Below are 14,734 nucleotides of genomic sequence, written 5' to 3' on the forward strand. Positions count from 1 at the left end.
TGACAAGGAGTGTGCACTGATGGGACAGGTCAGCGCCACCAGTACGGTTTTGATCGACGCCGACCCGGCGACGGTGTTGGGCGCGGTTGCCGACTACCAGGCCATGCGCCCCAAGATCCTCTCCCCGCACTACAGCGGCTATCAGGTGCTCGAGGGTGGTCAGGGGGAGGGCACCGTCGCGGTGTGGAAGCTGCAGGCGACCAAGTCGCGTTCACGCGACGTCAAGGCCGGCGTCCAGGTGGCCGGACACACCGTCATCGAGAAGGACGCGAACTCGTCGATGGTGACGAACTGGACCGTCGCGCCGGCGGGACCCGGGTCGTCGGTGACGGTCAAGACCTCCTGGAACGGGGCGGGTGGCATCGGCGGCTTCTTCGAGAAGGCGTTCGCCCCGATCGGCTTACGCAAGATCCAGGCGGAGGTGCTGGGCAACCTCAAGCGCGAGGTGGAGGGCACCGAGGGCATCGAGGGCACCTAGGCCCGACCGGCACCCGGGCCCCAACGGCACCTGGGCCCGACCCGCATCTAGCCCCGACCGGCACCTAGGCGCGCTGGGATGTTAGAAACGCGACGATGCCGCGGACCACGGCGTCGGCGTAGCGCTGCCTGCCCTCGGGTGTCTTCATCAGGCCCGAGTCGGCGGGGTTCTTCATGTTTCCCAGCTCGATCAGGATCGACGGATACTGCGCGAGGTTGAGCCCGGCGATGTCGGAACGCGGGTTGAGACCCGACGATCCGATGTAGGTCGACGGCGGGATGCCGGACCCGGTCAGCGTGTCACGCATGACCTTGGCGAACTGCACCGACGGGCCGGCCTGCGCCGCGTTGAGCGGTGGCGACGAATAGAGCACGTGGAATCCGCGCCCGGTCGCCGGGCCGCCGTCGGCGTGGATCGAGACGACGGCGTTGGGCTGGATCGAGTTCGCCATCGCCGCGCGCTGGTCCACGCACGGGCCGAGTCCGGTGTCGTCGCCCCGCGACATCGCGGTGCGTACGCCCAGGGCGGTCAGTGCCTGGCGGATCCGAAGCGTGGTGTCCCAGGTGAAGGTGTGTTCGGGGTAGCCGTCGTCGGTGGATGTGCCGCTGGCCTGGCAGTCCTTGGTCCCGCCGCGTCCGGTGGGGACCTGCCTGCTGATCGAGGCGTCGTTGGAACCGTTGTGGCCGGGATCGAGGAAGACGATCTTGCCCGCGATGTTCGCGGGCGCCGCATCGGCGGTGGGGGCGGCGAGTGTCGACGCAGCGACGAGCGCACCGGCGGTGATCGCTGAGCCTTTCCGCAGGCCGACACGCAGGCTGGCTGTCACGTGCACCGCGCCACGGTAGCCCGGTCGGCGACTACGCTGAAACCCCGAAGGGCCGGATCCGGGCGAGCGCAACCAAGTCGAGACCGGTACGCAACCTATCCGCACACCAACACGTACAGAGGACCAGCAATGCAACCTGGCGGCCAACCCGACATGTCAGCGCTCCTCGCGCAGGCCCAGCAGGTCCAGCAGCAGCTGATGGAGGCCCAGGAGGCCCTTGCCAACGCCGTGGTGCACGGTCAGGCCGGCGGCGGGCTGGTGCAGGTCAGCATGCGCGGTAGTGGCGAGGTCGTCTCGGTGAACATCGACCCGAAGGTCGTCGACCCCGCCGACGTCGAGACGCTGCAGGACCTCGTCGTCGGCGCCATCGCCGACGCCGCCAAGCAGGTCACCATCCTGGCCCACGACCGGCTGGGCCCGTTGGCCGGCGGTATGGGCGATCTCGGCCTGCCGGGGATGTGACCGGACCTCGATGTTCGAAGGCCCCGTCCAGGATCTGATCGACGAGCTCGGCAAGCTGCCCGGTGTCGGGCCCAAGAGCGCGCAACGGATCGCATTTCACCTGCTGTCGGTCGAACCACCGGACATCGACCGGCTCACCGCGGTGCTCGCGAAGATCCGCGACGGCGTGACGTTCTGCGCGGTGTGCGGCAACGTCAGCGACGCCGAACGATGCCGGATCTGCAGCGATCCCCGCCGGGACGCCTCGCTGGTCTGCGTGGTCGAGGAACCCAAGGATGTGCAGGCGGTGGAACGCACCCGGGAGTTCCGCGGCCGCTACCACGTACTCGGCGGTGCGCTGGATCCGCTGTCCGGCGTCGGGCCGGACCAGCTGCGCATCCGCGAGCTGCTGAACAGGATCGGCGAGCGGGTGGACGGCGTCGACGTCGCCGAGGTGATCATCGCCACCGATCCGAACACCGAGGGCGAGGCGACCGCGACCTATCTGGTGCGGATGTTGCGCGACATCCCCGGATTGACGGTGACGCGCATCGCCTCGGGCCTGCCGATGGGTGGTGACCTCGAGTTCGCCGACGAGCTGACGCTGGGCCGGGCGCTGGCCGGCCGCCGGGCGATGGCCTGATGCGCGGCTCGGCCGCGGTGGCCTGATGCGCGGCTCGGCCGCGGTGGCCTGATGCGCGGCTCGGCCGCGGTGGCCTGATGCGCGGCTCGCCGCGGCTGCTCGCGACGAGCCCCACGTTTTGCGGCCGGTTACTCGCACTTCTGCTGCAAAACGTGGGTTTCGAAATCTGTCGGGGGGCGTTGGCAGCATGACCGGCATGAGCAAGGTCATCCTGGGTGGGGAAGCGGTCCGGGCTGGCGTGGTCACCCGTCACGAACTCGCACGCGACTACGACAAGCTGTATCGGGGCGTGTTCGTGCGCCGTGATGGCGAGATCACGCTGCGCGACCGGGCGATCGGGGCATGGCTGGCCACGGGGCGCAAGGGGGTAATCGCGGGGGTGACTGCGGCCGCGCTGCACGGCGCGCCATGGGTGGATCCAAGCCAACCCGTCGAGGTCAGCGGCGTGAAAGGCCGGCCACAGCGCGGCCTGGTGTTGCGGGAGGAACGGATCGCCGCCGACGAGATAACCCGGCGTGCAGGACTTCCCGTCACCAACCGGGAGAGGACCGCATTCGACCTCGGTCGTCATCTGGACCGCCCCGAGGCACTGGCCCGGCTCGACGCGCTGATGTGGAATCAGCGCTTCGACATCGACGACGTCGTGTCACTGGCCGAACGCCGCCCGCGGGCCCGCGGGGTCCGGCAGCTGTGCGAACTGCTTCCGCTGGTCGACGGCGGTGCCGCCTCCCCGCGGGAGAGCCGGATCCGGCTGTGGCTGCTGGACAACGGATTTCCGCGTCCGCAGACCCAGCAGCCGGTGGTGATCGGGTCGCGGCCGGTGGCGTTCCTCGATCTGGCCTGGCCGAAGTACCTGGTCGCTGTCGAGTACGACGGTGACCACCACCGCAAGGACCGGCGGCAGTACGTCAAGGACATCAACCGGTTGCGCATGCTCGAGCAGATGGGGTGGATCGTGGTGCGCGTCATCGCCGAAGACCGGCCGCGGGAGTGGCTGGCCAGGGTCGAGGTCGCGCTGCGCGACCGCGGATGCCCGCTGGACGGGGTCGAAATCCCGCGGTCCGTCGGGGGTTCGGCGGCCTAGACGCGGCGCGGCGCGGCCAACCGTTCCCGGCGCAACTGCGCGACCTCGGGCAGATCCAACGGCGCGAGCGGGCCGACCACCTTTGCCAGCAGGTAATCGGCCAGCTCGGGGTTGCGGGCCAGGCAGCACCCGTGCAGGTAGGTCGCCACGATGCTGCCCTGGACCGCGCCGTCGATACCGTCGCCGGCCCGGTTACCCGCGCCCTTGGTCACCGCGGCCAGCGGGCGCGCATCGGTGCCCAGCACCGTTCCGCCGCGATGATTTTCGAAGCCGGTGAGCTGCTCGGTGAGTCCTTCGACGAGCGGAGTCGAGGCGACTTCGCCGATGGTGCGCTCCGGCTGCGGTGAGGTCGTCACGTCCAGCACCCCGACCCCGTCGACCCGTTCACCCGCGGAGGTCTCGTACCAGTGGCCCAGCACCTGGATGGCCGCGCAGATCGCCAGCACCGGCGCGCCTCGCGAGATCGCCTGCTGCAGGCCGGGATAGTGGATCAGGTGTTTGGTCGCCAGCCGCTGCGCGTAGTCCTCGGCGCCACCGAGGGTGTAGAGGTCCAGTTCGGCGGGCACCGGGTCGTCCAGGGTGATCTCGACGATCTCGGCGTCGATGCCGCGCAGCCGTAGCCGCTGGCGCAGCACCACCGAGTTGCCGCCGTCCCCGTAGGTGCCCATCACGTCGGGCAGCACCAGCCCGATCCGCACCGTCGACTCCGAGGTCACGCCATCCGTCCCAGGGCGCGGTTGAGTTGCAGGAACGCCGTGTAGTTGGCCAGCACCTCGACGTGGCCGGGCGGGCAGGACCCGATCGCCCGTACGGTGTCGTGGATCAGCGTGTGCTCTACACCGGCATACCCGAGGCGCACCGCCAGATCGGTGCCGCGCTCACCGGCGGCCACCACGGCCGTCGTGTCGAAATGCTCGAACTTCACGTCCCAGAGCCAGGACAGGTCCTCCCCGTCGGGCACCTGGCCGTTGACGGCGATCACCACGCCGGCCGCTTCGCGGTCGACCATCGACAGGGCCTCCTGCCAGCCGGCCGGGTTCTTGGCGAGCAGAATGCGCGCGGTGTGTGCACCGACCCGCACGGTGCGGTACCGGCCGGCGACCTCGTCGACCGCAGACACCGCTGCGACCGCGGCGGCCGGGTCGGCGCCCAGCGTCACCGCCGCGGCGACCGCCTGGGTGGCGTTGCCGCGGTTGACCGTTCCCGGCAGCGTCAGCGTCATCGGCAGCGACAGGCCGTCGGGACCGTGGATGTGGGTGTCGTCGAACCACCAGTCGGGGTCGGGCCGCTTGAAATCACTGCCCGTCGAGTACCAGTGGTTCTGTTCGCGGACGATGATCTCCCCGGAGCGCGGGCAACTCACCGAGTCGCCGGCCCAGCCGCCGCCGGCGGCCACCCACACCACGTTCGGGCTGTCGTAGGCGGCAGACGTCATCAGCACGTCGTCGCAGTTGGCGACGATCACCGCCGACGGGTGCCGGGCCAGCCCGGCGCGCAGCGTGCGCTCGATGTGGTTGATCTCACCGACCCGGTCCAGCTGATCGCGGGACAGGTTCAGCAACACGATCACCGCGGGTTCGACCGCGTCGCTGACGTGCGGGACGTGCATCTCGTCGACCTCGAGCGCCGCCAACCCCGCATCGGGCGCGGCGGCCAGAGCGGCCACCAGGCCGGCATCCATGTTGGCGCCCTCGGCGTTGGTCGCGACCGGGCCGACCGTGGCCAGTGCCGCGGCCGTCATCCGGGTGGTGGTCGACTTGCCGTTGGTCCCGGTGATGATCACCGTGCGGCGGCCCCGGCCCAGCTGGCCCAGGATGGACCGGTCCATCGTCATCGCCACCAGCCCGCCGATCATCGCGCCCGCGCCGCGGCCGGTGACCCGCGATGCCCACCGCGCGGCGGCGCCCGCCGCCAGGGCGACGCGTCCACGCGGGGTGATCATGCCCGGGAGTCTAGAAGAGTGCCCGACACGCGGCCGATGGAGCGGGGCATGTCACCCCTGCGTGCCATCCTCGAAATGTGAGCTCGATCGGTGGAAGCAGCTGGGGCAGGCCCGCCGACCAGTGTGGAGCCGGTTGGGCGGTGGTGGACGTCGAGACATCGGGCTTTCGCCCCGGGCAGGCCCGGGTGGTCAGCATCGCGGCGCTGGCGCTCAGCGATGACGGCAACGTCGAGAAGAGCCTCTACACCCTGCTCGATCCCGGCGTCGACCCCGGGCCGACGCATGTGCACGGACTGACCGCCGAGATGCTGGAGGGTCAGCCGACGTTCGGCGACATCGCCGCCGATCTCGTGGAGGTGTTGCGGGGACGGACCCTGGTCGCACACAACGTCGGTTTCGACTATTCGTTCCTGGCCGCCGAGGCCGAGCTGGTGGATGCCGAGCTGCCCGTCGAGACGGTGATGTGCACGGTGGAGCTGACCCGCCGCCTCGAGCTGGGGCTGGAGAACCTGCGGCTGGAGACGCTGGCCGGCCACTGGGGCATCAGCCAGATGCGCCCGCACGACGCGCTCGACGACGCCATGGTGCTGACCCAGATCCTCAAGCCCGTTCTGGTGCGCGCCCAGGAACGCCGGGTGTGGTTGCCGGTGCATCCGGTCACCCGGCGGGCCTGGCCCAACGGCAGGGTCACCCACGACGAACTGCATCCCCTGAAGGTGGTCGCCGCGCGGCTGCCCTGCCCGTATGCCAACCCCGGCCGCTTCGTCTCCGGCCGTCCGCTCGTGCAGGGCATGCGTATCGCGATCGCCGAAGTGAGCCGGACCCACGAGGAACTCATCGAGCGGATCCTGCACGCCGGCCTGGCCTATACCGATGCGGTGGACCTGCATACGTCGGCGGTGGTGTGCGACAGCCCGGCGCCGGAGCAGGGCAAGGGATTTCAGGCCACCGAGCGTGGTGTGCCCTTGGTCACCAGCGCCGAGCTCATGCGCCTGCTGGACTCCGTCGTCGGTGGTGCGGGAATCGAGACGTTCACCGACACCACCATCGACGACGACCAGTTCAGGCTGTTCTGACTAGTGGGTTCGGCCATCCCGGTGCCGGCGCGGGCCTTCGGCCAGGACGGCATCGAGTGGTCGCCCGCCGGTGTCGAATCCACCGTTCGGCAAATGCGTCCGATGGCGGCCAACAAGCGCCCCCCGCCGCCGTTGAGTCCGACGAGACCGTACCCGACGACGCCAACGCCCACCCCGACGAAGACACCGGAGAGAACGGCTTGGTGCACCCACGCTTGCCGCGATACCGGAAACACCCTCTCGGCCTTCGCCGGACGCCGGTAGGCCGGCCGGATCCGGCTCAGCTCAGCGCTTTGGCCTTCAGCGATTCGAACTCGGCCTGGGTGATCGCTCCGGACTCCAGTAGGGCCTTGGCGTCGGCGATCTCCTGCGCAGGGGAACGTCCGGCGGCCTGCTTGATGTAGTCGTCGGTCTCCTTCTTGGCCTGCATGGCCTGCTCGCGGGCCCGCTCGGCCATGCCGCCACCGCGGGCGATCAGGTACACCAGCGCCGTCAGATAGGGCAGCACGATCAGGAAGATCACCCAGACGGCCTTGACCCAGCCCGATGTCTTCTGGTCGCGCCAGAACAGGTCCACCAGGATGCTGAACAGGATCATCAGGTAGGCGATGACGGCGAAGATGACGATCATCGACCACAGAAAGTGCCAAAACGTATCCCACATACGGCTGCTCCTTAACCGAGTCCTGCGCGGTTCCGCGCGACCGCAAGTTAATCACGAACGGCGGATGTGGAACCCGTCACGCCCGGCGTCGCCAATCGGTCAGGACCTTCTCCAGCGGCACCCCGCCGGTCTCGAAACCCTTGATCGGAATGTGCGAAGCGGGATGGTAGAAGCCGATTTTGGCGGTCGTCTCGGCCAGCTTCTCCTCCCAGTCCAGCGTTGCGCCGGGCACGAACAGGATTCGTACGTGGCTCTTGCCGAACATCCCGACCGGAGTGAACCCGGCGATGTCCGACCGCGGGTAGAAGCGTCCGGCATAACGGAATCCCGCATCGGACAGGGTCAGCCCGCTGGTGGCCAGCGTGCGCACACATCCGACGAAGACCGTGCCGAACATCAGCGCGGACACGATCGCCAACGCCAGATACAGCGGGTTGGCGATGCCCGACAGCGCTGCCGCGGCGAGGATCAGGCTGACCGAGAGCGCGACGCTGGACGCGATGAGCTGAAAGATCCAGCGGCTGCGGGCCAACGGCAGCAGCGAGGTCTCCACGCGCCCCGATACCGGCGGCTCAGCCGGCGTTCTGCCGGGCGGCCCGGTTCACCGCGGAGACCACCGCGCGCAGCGATGCCGTGGTGATCGAGGTCGCGATGCCCACACCCCATACCGTCCGGCCGCCGATCGAGGCCTCGACGTAGGCCGCCGCCTGGGCTTCCTCGCCGGCCGACATCGCGTGCTCGGAGTAGTCCAGCACGCTGATGTGGTAGCCCGCAGCGCCCAGAGCGTCGACGAACGCGGCCAGCGGCCCGTTGCCGGCGCCGACGATCTCGCGTTCGACGCCGTCGATCTTCACCTCGGCGACGATGGTGTCGGTGCCGCCGTCGACCTCGGCGGCGTCCACGCGCTGCCGCATCCGCTCCAGCGGGGTGATCGGCGCCAGGTACTCCTCGTAGAAGGCGTCCCACATCTCCTTGGGGGAGACCTCGCCGCCCTCACCAGCTGTGCCCTCCGCGATCGTCTGGATCGCGCGGGAGAACTCGATCTGCAGCCGTCGCGGCAGCGCCAGCCCGTGGTCGGCCTTCATGATGTAGGCGACGCCGCCCTTGCCCGACTGCGAGTTGACCCGGATGACGGCCTCGTAGGTGCGACCGACGTCCTTGGGGTCGATCGGCAGGTAGGGCACCTGCCACAGCATGTCGTCGATGTCCCTGTCGGCTTCGTCGGCGGCGTATTTCATCGCGTCCAGGCCCTTGTTGATGGCGTCCTGGTGGCTGCCGGAGAACGCCGTGTAGACCAGGTCGCCGCCGTAGGGATGACGCTCGTGCACACCCAGTTGGTTGCAGTACTCGACGGTACGGCGGATCTCGTCGATGTTGGAGAAGTCGATCTGCGGATCCACGCCACGGCTGAACAGGTTCAGGCCCAGCGTCACCAGGCACACATTGCCGGTGCGCTCGCCGTTGCCGAACAGGCAGCCTTCGATGCGGTCGGCGCCGGCCTGGTAGCCCAGTTCGGCTGCCGCGACGGCGGTTCCCCGGTCGTTGTGCGGGTGCAGGCTCAGGATGATGGAGTCCCGGCGGGCCAGGTTGCGGTTCATCCACTCGATCGAGTCGGCGTAGACGTTGGGCGTGGCCATCTCGACGGTCGCGGGCAGGTTGATGATCAGCGGCCAGTCCGGGGTGGGCTCGACGATGTCGGCGACCGCGTTGCACACCTCGACGGCGTACTCCAGCTCGGTGCCGGTGTAGGACTCCGGCGAGTACTCGAAGCGCCACTGGGTGTCCGGGTACTTCTTGGCCTCGTACACGACCATCGCGGCGCCTTCGGTGGCGATCTTCTTGACGATGTCACGTTCGGCGCGGAACACCACGCGGCGCTGCAGGATCGACGTGGAGTTGTAGAAGTGCACGATGGCCCGCGGGGCGCCCGCGCAGGCCTCGAAGGTGCGCTCGATCAGCTCGGGGCGGCACTGGGTCAGCACCTGGATGGTGACGTCGTCGGGGATCGCGCCGTCGTTGATGATCTCGCGGACGAAGTCGTAGTCGGTCTGGCTGGCCGACGGGAACCCGACCTCGATCTCCTTGTAGCCCATCCGCACCAGCAGGTCGAACATCCGGCGCTTGCGGGCCGGGCTCATCGGGTCGATCAGCGCCTGATTGCCGTCGCGCAGGTCGACGGCGCACCACGCCGGAGCGTGGTCGATGACCTTGTCCGGCCAGGTGCGGTCCGGCAGACGGATGGGTTCCACCTCGTCGGCGAAGCTGCGGTAGCGGTCCACCGGCATCGAGGTGCCACGCTGGGTGTTCCACGAAGGCTGGCCGGGGTTGGGTGCACCGTGCGGGGTGCTGATGGTGCGTGCCGACGAATAGGAGTCGGCGGGATTGATGTTCGTGGAGAAGCTGGTCATTTCGGTGCTCCGGTGGGTCTCGGGTGGATTTCAGACCGGCGCATCGCGAAACACCCGCGACGGGAGGCCGGTCTGGCTAGACCCCGTCGCGGCGTCCGAGAAGGAGCACCCGCTGCACGCCGGACACTCTACTCCCGTGTCCGCGGATGCCCAAACCGCGGCCCCGAGCCCGTTGGCACTGCACCCACGGCGTCGTCCACTCGCACTTTCCCGCCATGGGCGCAGACCCAACGGCAGGTGACAGGGCTCAGACCTGGGAGTCGGGGAAGGCGATCACCGACAGGAACCGGATCGGCACCGAGATCAGATCGACGGGCCCGTGCGCGCCCTCGCCGTCAATCTGCAGGGAGTCGCCGGGGTTGAGCCGGTACACCGAGCGACTGTGGCTGTAGTCCATGACGCCCTCGAGCATGTAGATGAACTCGGTGCCCGGGTGCTGGAACAGCGGGTAGGTCTGGCTTTTCTCCGACAGCGTCACCAGCAGGCACTCCAGCCGCTTGTGCTCCCCGCGCAGCGAGCCCAGCAGCTGGTACTCGTGGCCCTCCCGGGTGCCCTCCCGCACGATCCGCGCACCGGTGCCGGCCTTCACGAACGCGGCGGGCCGTTCCATGTCGGCGCCCCGGAACAGGCTGGTCACCGGCACGTCGAAGCCCTTCGCCAGCAGCGCGAGGGTGGACAGGCTGCACGAGGTCTGTGCGTTCTCGATCTTGCTCATCATGGCCTTGGAGATGCCGACCCGGGCGGCGGTCTCGGCGACCGTCAGGCCCTGCTGCAGCCGCAGCTGGCGCACGTTGCGACCGATCGCCGACTCGATCTCGAGTTCGTCGACGGGTTCGGCCGGATCCCGGTCGCGGGCCGTGCCCGATTTGTTGCGGAGCAGCGGGACATGATCGTCGGCGTGATCGTCAGGCGGGGCCACAAGACTCCTGTCTAGCGCATTTCGCCTGCGCCGACGTAGGGGTACGGCGTCTTGAGGAGCTCACCCTCGTCGAAGCGGGACAGCCGGAAGTCCGTTTCCGGGATCCGGGGGTCGCCGCTGCGGCCGTCGACCACGATGTCGGCGACGAGCCGGCCGACCGCGGGCGAGATCTTGAAACCGTGTCCGCTGAAGCCGGCGGCGATGACCAGGCCGTCCAGCGGCGCGCGGGATATCACCGGGTTGAAGTCCGGTGTGACGTCGTAGCAGCCGGCGTAGCTGCTGGCGATCGCCGCGTCGGGGAAGCCGGGGAAACGGTTGCCGACCTTGTCGATGGTCAGGTCGACGAACGCCTCGGTCGCGCGGTTGAGGTAGTCATCGGGATCGGCTGGATCGATTTCGTCGTAGCTCGGTAAGTCGCTGTTGCCGAACAGGATCTCGCCGCCGACCTCCGGGCGCACGTACTGCAGTGACACCAGGTCGGAGAAGACCGGAAGCCGGCGCACCGCGGCGCTGTCGATCCCCGGGTCGATCATCACGATCTGCTCGCGGGCCACCGTGATCGGCACGTCGATGCCGTAGAGCGCCAGGAACGGGCGGGTCCACACCCCGGTGGCGACGACGACGGTCTCCGCCGAGATCTGGCTGCCGTCGGCCAGCCGAACCCCGGTGACCCGGTCGGCGTCGACCAGCAGCGCCGTCACCGCGGCGCCCTGGCGTACCCGCACGCCCGCCGCGCGCGCCGCCGTCGAGAACGCCTGCGCGGTCAGGTACGCGTCGCCGTATCCGCCGCGGGCCTCCCAACCGAACGCCGCGAACGGGGTCAGGTCGGCGAACGGCCACAGCTTCGCCACCTCGGCGTGACCGATCTCCTCGGTCTCGACCCCGACGCGCCGCTGCGCGGCCAGGCTCTTGCGCAGCGCGTCCACGTTGGCCTCGGCGACGCCCACGACGTAGCCGGCCTGGCGGAAACCGATGTCGGTGATCTGTTCGCCGAGGAACTCCCGGGGCCGTTCGAGCACGTCGAGGCTGGTGGTGGCCATCGCGGCCAGCGAGCTCACCCCGTAGTGGCAGCGCACCACCCCGCTGGACTTGCCGGTCATCCCGGCGCCCACGGTGTGGCGTTCGGCCACCACCACATCGGTGACGCCACGCCGGCTCAGTGCCCACGCGGCCGCGCAACCCTCGATGCCGCCGCCGACGATGACGACGTCGGCGGTACGCCCGGCGTCGCTCACAGCCCGGTGCCGGTCTGCCCCGGGATCCAGTCGGTGCCGGCCAGTGGAACGCGCGCCATCGCCGCTGCCTCGATGCTCACCGCGACGAGGTCGTCGGGTTCCAGGTGGCACACGTGGGCCTTGCCGCAGGCCCTCGCGATGGTCTGGGCCTCCATGGTCAGCACCCGCAGGTAGTTGGCCAGCCGGTGCCCGGCGGCGACCGGGTCGAGCCGCGCCGCCAGTTCGGGGTCCTGGGTGCTGATGCCCGCCGGATCCCTGCCGTCCTGGTAGTCGTCGAAGAACCCGGCCGCGCTGCCCAGCTTCTCGTACTCGGCGGCGTACCTCGGGTCGTTGTCGCCGATGGCGATCAGCGCCGCGGTGCCGATGGCGACGGCGTCGGCACCGAGCGCCAGCGCCTTGGCCACGTCGGCGCCGTGCCGGATCCCGCCGGAGACGATGAGCTGCACACTCTTTCGGTCTTTGGCGCCGCTCGCCGCGGTGCGGTGCACGCCGAGTTCCTGCAGTGCCTGCACGGCCTGCGGGATGGCGGCCAGCGTCGGGATCCCGACGTGCTCGATGAACACCTCCTGGGTGGCCGCGGTGCCGCCCTGCATGCCGTCGACCACTACCACGTCGGCTCCGGCGTGCACCGCGAGCTTGACGTCGTAGTAGGTGCGCGATGCGCCTACCTTGACGTAGATCGGCTTCTCCCAGTCGGTGATCTCACGGAGTTCGTTGATCTTGATCGTCAGGTCGTCCGGGCCGGTCCAGTCCGGGTGCCGGCACGCCGAGCGCTGGTCGATCCCCTCGGGCAGCGTGCGCATGTGCGCCACCCGCTCGGAGATCTTCTGGCCCAGCAGCATTCCGCCGCCGCCCGGCTTGGCGCCCTGGCCGAGCACGATCTCGATCGCGTCGGCCTTGCGCAGGTCGTCGGGATTCATCCCGTAGCGCGACGGCAGGTACTGGTAGACCAGGTGCTTGCTCTGCCCGCGCTCCTCGGGGGTCATCCCCCCGTCGCCGGTGGTCGTCGACGTGCCGACCTCGCTGGCTCCCCGGCCCAGTGCCTCCTTGGCCGGCCCGGACAGTGCGCCGAAGCTCATCCCCGCGATGGTGACCGGGATGTCCAGGTGCAGAGGGTGTTTGGCGAACCGGTCGCCCAGCACCACATCGGTGGCGCAGCGTTCGCGGTAGCCCTCGAGCGGGTAGCGCGACATCGACGCGCCCAGGAACAACAGGTCGTCGAAATGGGGGAGCGGGCGTTTGGCGCCCCAGCCGCGGATGTCGTAGATGCCGGTGTCGGCGGCGCGCTGGATGGCCGCGATGGTGGCCCGGTCGAACGTGGCCGATTCACGCAGGCCCAGTCGGGCCCGGTCGTCACTGCTGTAGGTCATGTCAGTAGGCACTCGTGTTGTCGATGTGAAAGTGGTAGAGCGAACGCGCCGACCCGTATCGGGTGTACGCGGCGGTATCGTCGCCATCGAATCCGGCGGCCTTCAACAGCTCCCGCAGTTCGAGGTGGTGCTCCTCGGTCATCGGCTTGGCCACGCAGTCCGCCCCCAGCGACGCGACGTCGCCGCGCACGTAGATCCGGGCCTCGTAGATGGAGTCGCCGAGCGCCTCGCCGGCGTCGCCGCGGATGACCAGGCGCCCGGCCTGGGCCATGAACGCGCTCATGTGCCCGACGTTGCCGCCGACGACGATGTCCACCCCCTTCATCGAGATACCGCACCGTGCAGCGGCATTGCCCTCGACGACCAGCAGGCCGCCGTGCGCGGTGGCGCCCGCCGACTGCGACGCGTTGCCCTTCACCCACACCGACCCGCTCATCATGTTCTCGGCGACACCGGTTCCGGCGTTGCCGTCGATGATCACCTCGGCCCGCTGGTTCATGCCCGCGGCGTAGTAGCCGACGTGGCCCTCGATCGTCACCGTCACCGGGGCGTCGAGGCCGACGGCGACGTTGTGCGCCCCGGCGGGATGCTCGATGACGAACTCGCCGGCCAGATCCGGGGCATGCAGTGCGGCGTTGACGTCGCGTAGCGGGGTGGTGCGCAGATCGAACGTCGCCGATGAGCGCTCGCGCGAAGAGTGTGTCTCCGATGAGCGCTCGCGCGAAGAGTTCGCGGCCATCACCTGCTCCATGCGTAGACGACCTCCGGTTCGGGTTCCCAGATCTTGGCGTCCTCAACGCCGGGAAGTCCTGCCAGGGCTCGGTACTCGCTACCCATCGCCACCCAGTCGTCGGTCTCGGCGATCACCGCGGGCTTGCAGGCGATGGCGTCGCGGACGACGGCGAAGGAGTCCCGGTTGGACACCAGCAGCGTGTAGAAGCCGTCGAACGTGCCGCACAGTTCCTTCAGCGCGCTTTCGACGTCCATGCCGTCGGCGAGTAGTTTGGCGATGAAGCGCGCACCCACCTCGGTGTCGTTCTCACTGTCGAAAGTGATTCCTGCCGAACGGAGCTCGCGCCGTATCGTGGCGTGGTTGGCGAACGACCCGTTGTGCACCATGCACTGGCCGGGTCCGACGGCATAGGGATGGCATCCGGCAGGGGTCACCGCGGACTCGGTGGCCATCCTGGTGTGGCCGACGCCCTGCCAGCCCTCAGCCTTGGCCAGCCCCCAGCCGTCGGTCAGCGTGCGCGGATGACCGATGCCCTTGAGAACGGCCATGTCCGGGCCGAACCCGGCGATCAGGGCCTTCGGATAGGCCGACCGGACGGCGGCCAGCAGCACCTCGGCGTCCACCGCGGCCGACAGCAGGTGGCTACCGTCGACCGCGATTCCGTCGACGTCGCCGCCGAGTGCCTCGGCCACCGCCGCCGACACCTCGCCCACGTCGGTGCCCGGCCCGGTCCCGAGGTCGACGATCGAGACGCAGCCCCGGCCGGGCGGCGACCAAGTCGGGTCGCCGTAGACCGCGACGCCGGCCGAGTCGCTGCCGCGATCACCCATCTCGCAGAGCATGCCGGTGAGTAGTTCCCCGAGTCGGGGGTAGAGCTCGGGGGTACGCAGATGCAACCCGACGATCCCGCACATG

Annotated in this window: 16 protein-coding genes; 5 read left to right on the forward strand and 11 right to left on the reverse strand. The window is 69.3% G+C overall.

From position 1 onward, the window contains the following. Positions 1–19: 19 nt before the first annotated feature. Positions 20–478 (forward strand): SRPBCC family protein, encoded by a 459-nt coding sequence (locus tag JDV09_RS03340; protein WP_221367699.1) that lies wholly within the window; start codon positions 20–22, stop codon positions 476–478. Positions 479–542: 64 nt separating this feature from the next. On the opposite strand, the gene JDV09_RS03345 is transcribed toward JDV09_RS03340, so the two are convergent. Then, positions 543–1,280 carry an Rv3717 family N-acetylmuramoyl-L-alanine amidase gene (locus JDV09_RS03345; protein ID WP_372452838.1) on the reverse strand — a complete coding sequence of 246 codons (738 nt, stop codon included), beginning with the start codon at positions 1,278–1,280 and terminating at the stop codon, positions 543–545. A 153-nt stretch (positions 1,281–1,433) separates the two neighbouring features. Here JDV09_RS03345 and JDV09_RS03350 point away from each other — a divergent pair, with 153 nt between their 5' ends. The 3 genes from JDV09_RS03350 (at position 1,434) to JDV09_RS03360 (ending at position 3,472) form a co-directional block, all read left to right on the forward strand. Next, positions 1,434–1,766, forward strand: coding sequence for a YbaB/EbfC family nucleoid-associated protein (locus JDV09_RS03350; protein WP_221367700.1), 333 nt, complete (start codon positions 1,434–1,436; stop codon positions 1,764–1,766). A gap of 10 nt (positions 1,767–1,776) precedes the next feature. After that, positions 1,777–2,388, forward strand: a complete 612-nt coding sequence (gene recR, locus JDV09_RS03355) for a recombination mediator RecR (protein ID WP_221367701.1) — start codon at positions 1,777–1,779, stop codon at positions 2,386–2,388. A gap of 196 nt (positions 2,389–2,584) precedes the next feature. Further along, positions 2,585–3,472: a type IV toxin-antitoxin system AbiEi family antitoxin gene (locus JDV09_RS03360; RefSeq protein WP_221367702.1), complete on the forward strand. Its 888-nt coding sequence runs from the start codon at positions 2,585–2,587 to the stop codon at positions 3,470–3,472. Here JDV09_RS03360 and JDV09_RS03365 read toward each other — a convergent pair. Then, the gene (locus tag JDV09_RS03365; protein WP_308123987.1) at positions 3,469–4,188 is read right to left on the reverse strand and encodes a type 1 glutamine amidotransferase; all 720 of its coding nucleotides are present in this window, start codon (positions 4,186–4,188) and stop codon (positions 3,469–3,471) included. The genes JDV09_RS03360 and JDV09_RS03365 overlap by 4 nt on opposite strands. Then, positions 4,185–5,414 (reverse strand): Mur ligase family protein, encoded by a 1,230-nt coding sequence (locus JDV09_RS03370; protein ID WP_221367703.1) that lies wholly within the window; start codon positions 5,412–5,414, stop codon positions 4,185–4,187. The genes JDV09_RS03365 and JDV09_RS03370 overlap by 4 nt, the downstream gene beginning before the upstream one ends. 77 nt (positions 5,415–5,491) lie before the next feature. Between JDV09_RS03370 and JDV09_RS03375 the strand changes: the two genes are divergently transcribed. Continuing rightward, positions 5,492–6,490 carry a DEDDh family exonuclease gene (locus JDV09_RS03375; RefSeq protein ID WP_221367704.1) on the forward strand — a complete coding sequence of 333 codons (999 nt, stop codon included), beginning with the start codon at positions 5,492–5,494 and terminating at the stop codon, positions 6,488–6,490. 280 nt (positions 6,491–6,770) lie between these two features. Here the strand turns inward: JDV09_RS03375 and JDV09_RS03380 are convergent, their stop codons facing one another. The 8 genes from JDV09_RS03380 to JDV09_RS03415 all read right to left on the reverse strand — a co-directional run bounded on the left by JDV09_RS03380 (position 6,771) and on the right by JDV09_RS03415 (position 14,733). Then, complete coding sequence (locus JDV09_RS03380) at positions 6,771–7,154, reverse strand: SHOCT domain-containing protein (protein ID WP_221367705.1); 384 nt, start codon at positions 7,152–7,154, stop codon at positions 6,771–6,773. A 76-nt stretch (positions 7,155–7,230) separates the two neighbouring features. After that, the gene (locus JDV09_RS03385; RefSeq protein WP_221367706.1) at positions 7,231–7,707 is read right to left on the reverse strand and encodes a hypothetical protein; all 477 of its coding nucleotides are present in this window, start codon (positions 7,705–7,707) and stop codon (positions 7,231–7,233) included. A gap of 19 nt (positions 7,708–7,726) precedes the next feature. Next, entirely contained in the window at positions 7,727–9,562 is a 1,836-nt protein-coding gene (gene leuA / locus JDV09_RS03390) for a 2-isopropylmalate synthase (RefSeq protein WP_221367707.1), read from the reverse strand. Between the two features lie 247 nt (positions 9,563–9,809). Continuing rightward, positions 9,810–10,481, reverse strand: coding sequence for a helix-turn-helix domain-containing protein (locus JDV09_RS03395; RefSeq protein ID WP_221367708.1), 672 nt, complete (start codon positions 10,479–10,481; stop codon positions 9,810–9,812). An 11-nt stretch (positions 10,482–10,492) separates the two neighbouring features. Beyond that, a complete protein-coding gene (locus tag JDV09_RS03400; protein WP_221367709.1) occupies positions 10,493–11,716 on the reverse strand; it encodes an NAD(P)/FAD-dependent oxidoreductase in 1,224 nt (407 codons plus the stop codon). Next, on the reverse strand, positions 11,713–13,086 hold the full coding sequence (locus tag JDV09_RS03405) for an FMN-binding glutamate synthase family protein (protein ID WP_221367710.1): 1,374 nt from the start codon (positions 13,084–13,086) through the stop codon (positions 11,713–11,715). The genes JDV09_RS03400 and JDV09_RS03405 overlap by 4 nt, the downstream gene beginning before the upstream one ends. A 1-nt stretch (position 13,087) precedes the next feature. Further along, the gene (locus tag JDV09_RS03410; protein ID WP_221367711.1) at positions 13,088–13,825 is read right to left on the reverse strand and encodes a GltB/FmdC/FwdC-like GXGXG domain-containing protein; all 738 of its coding nucleotides are present in this window, start codon (positions 13,823–13,825) and stop codon (positions 13,088–13,090) included. Next, positions 13,825–14,733, reverse strand: a complete 909-nt coding sequence (locus JDV09_RS03415; protein WP_221367712.1) for a class II glutamine amidotransferase domain-containing protein — start codon at positions 14,731–14,733, stop codon at positions 13,825–13,827. The genes JDV09_RS03410 and JDV09_RS03415 overlap by 1 nt, the downstream gene beginning before the upstream one ends. Position 14,734: the final 1 nt, after the last annotated feature.

The sequence above is a fragment of the Mycolicibacterium xanthum genome (assembly GCF_019710635.1).
GTDB classification, from domain to species: Bacteria; Actinomycetota; Actinomycetes; order Mycobacteriales; family Mycobacteriaceae; genus Mycobacterium; species Mycobacterium xanthum.